At 52.1% G+C, this 1,682-nt stretch carries 2 protein-coding genes; both read right to left on the bottom strand.

Features of this window, described 5'->3' with window-relative positions; all coding sequences use genetic code 11:
• Positions 1–199 precede the first annotated feature (199 nt).
• Entirely contained in the window at positions 200–832 is a 633-nt protein-coding gene (locus tag AB4Z11_RS30955) for a hypothetical protein (RefSeq protein ID WP_442029905.1), read from the bottom strand.
• A 108-nt stretch (positions 833–940) separates the two neighbouring features.
• On the bottom strand, positions 941–1,682 hold a 742-nt coding region (locus AB4Z11_RS30950; protein ID WP_442029903.1), incomplete at its 5' end, for an SLATT domain-containing protein.

Raw genomic sequence — 1,682 nt, 5'->3', positions numbered from 1 at the left:
GCTGTATGTGACGTCCGCATATGGCTGCGGAACAAATTCGCACTGTAGCTCATCCAACAGTGCCTGTAAGACAAATATTAGTCACTGCACTTTATGGTGCCAGGTCACGTTCCGGCTCCATCCCCACATTACATCTCCCTCAGGTCTCCTGGCGAGTTACATTCTCGCTTTGCCGGGGCTTCGTACGGCGAAACTGTCACTAATTCTGGGGACGTAAAGTAACCTCTATATCCACTGAGCGACCGTCCGCATCGTAATTCGGCGCTCGTGCAATAAATTGACGGGATTCACCTGGAGGAATAGGTTCATCGCACGTGACTTGTGCCGAGAGCTCTGGTCCCGCCGTTGGATTTCGGTACACCCTGCCCGACTTGCAGTTCTGCCCCGCTCCAGTGACCTCTAATTTCATATAGCCGTTAATCTGTGCGGTTGCGACTGCATGGGCAACTATTCGAGCAATCCGCGCAACAGGCGCCGCAGAAATGGCTATTAAATTGGTCTCACCAGTTCCAGACCCTCGAAATGTCATCGGAATGACTTCGGTAATCTTTGCCGCAGGACCGTCGCATCGCACGCCTTCCGATCGCTTTAGTTCTCTGTCTCGCGATTGAGCTTCAAGATTTGCAGCAACCAACTGCTGTTGAAGCAAAGGAATCGAATCCGCGCTCGCTTTCAATTTCGTAAGCTCTTCGCTGCTAACGTGCGTACGCCCTAGCAGAGTCATAAGACCTGCATACGCTGCGAATCCAGACAGGAATGCTCCAAATAGCAGGGACATGAACCAAAACCACGGACTGTCTTTGATAAGCACAAGCGAATCTGATTTCACCATTTTGGCCTCCAAGCGCAGCGCGGAACGGGAACCTAAAGAAGTGGCCGGATACTACCAGCGGTATAGGTAACACTTCCCCAGAATAAGCCTCATAAGTTCTCTCGCGTGCTATACCGCGACGGTCGCACTTGTAACGGCATTCGGCTGAACTATAAGCGCCTGAACTACCGATTTCGCTTGCGTGGTCAAATTTAGAACTTGTACCAACCGAACACCTAACGGGACGTTGGTGCGCGCCCAAATACTACCTGCGTAAGGGGTCGGCATTTCGCCGTCGACACTGACGGCAATTTGGTCATCTGCGTTCGCTTTTGTAATCGTTAGCTGTAGCGCTCCGGTTTGCGCCGCGCTCGCTGCCRCAGTTTTCGATGAGTCGAGAGTTCGCTCTGCGACTTCTTTACCTGCCCTGATCGCATCGGCCAACGCTGCGGTTCCATTATTGAATTCGGCAACCCATTTGTCAGTCTCATCTGATTGGAGCTTCAACGCATCGTCTACGAATTTCTTCGCCAGAGGGAATAGTTGCCCAACATCTGAAGTCTCTAGAGAGCCCGACTTTGACAACATATAGCCGGACCAATCCATCTCAAACCGAGTTGCCAGTGCCTCCATAGGCGTGACTGTGGTTATGTAACGAACCCAACCACTGGACCAGCCAAATACCTTGTCGGCCAGTTGAAGCAATCCTGCAGCTGCGAGCGCAATCACCCCGAACTGAAGTTGCCTCACTCGCTCCGCGGCAGGATCGCCTGCGAGGACCGGCAAAACGGTCCCTGCAAAAAGGAAAGCAAACGTGAAAATTCGAACTAGCAAAGCACTGGCTTTTTTTGCCTTGATACTCTTCCAGTAC

This window comes from Pseudoduganella sp. RAF53_2, assembly GCF_052113985.1.
Classification (GTDB): domain Bacteria; phylum Pseudomonadota; class Gammaproteobacteria; order Burkholderiales; family Burkholderiaceae_D; genus Rugamonas.
Note: the sequence above shows the minus strand (reverse complement) of the source record. Positions and strands in the feature narration are given on the sequence as shown.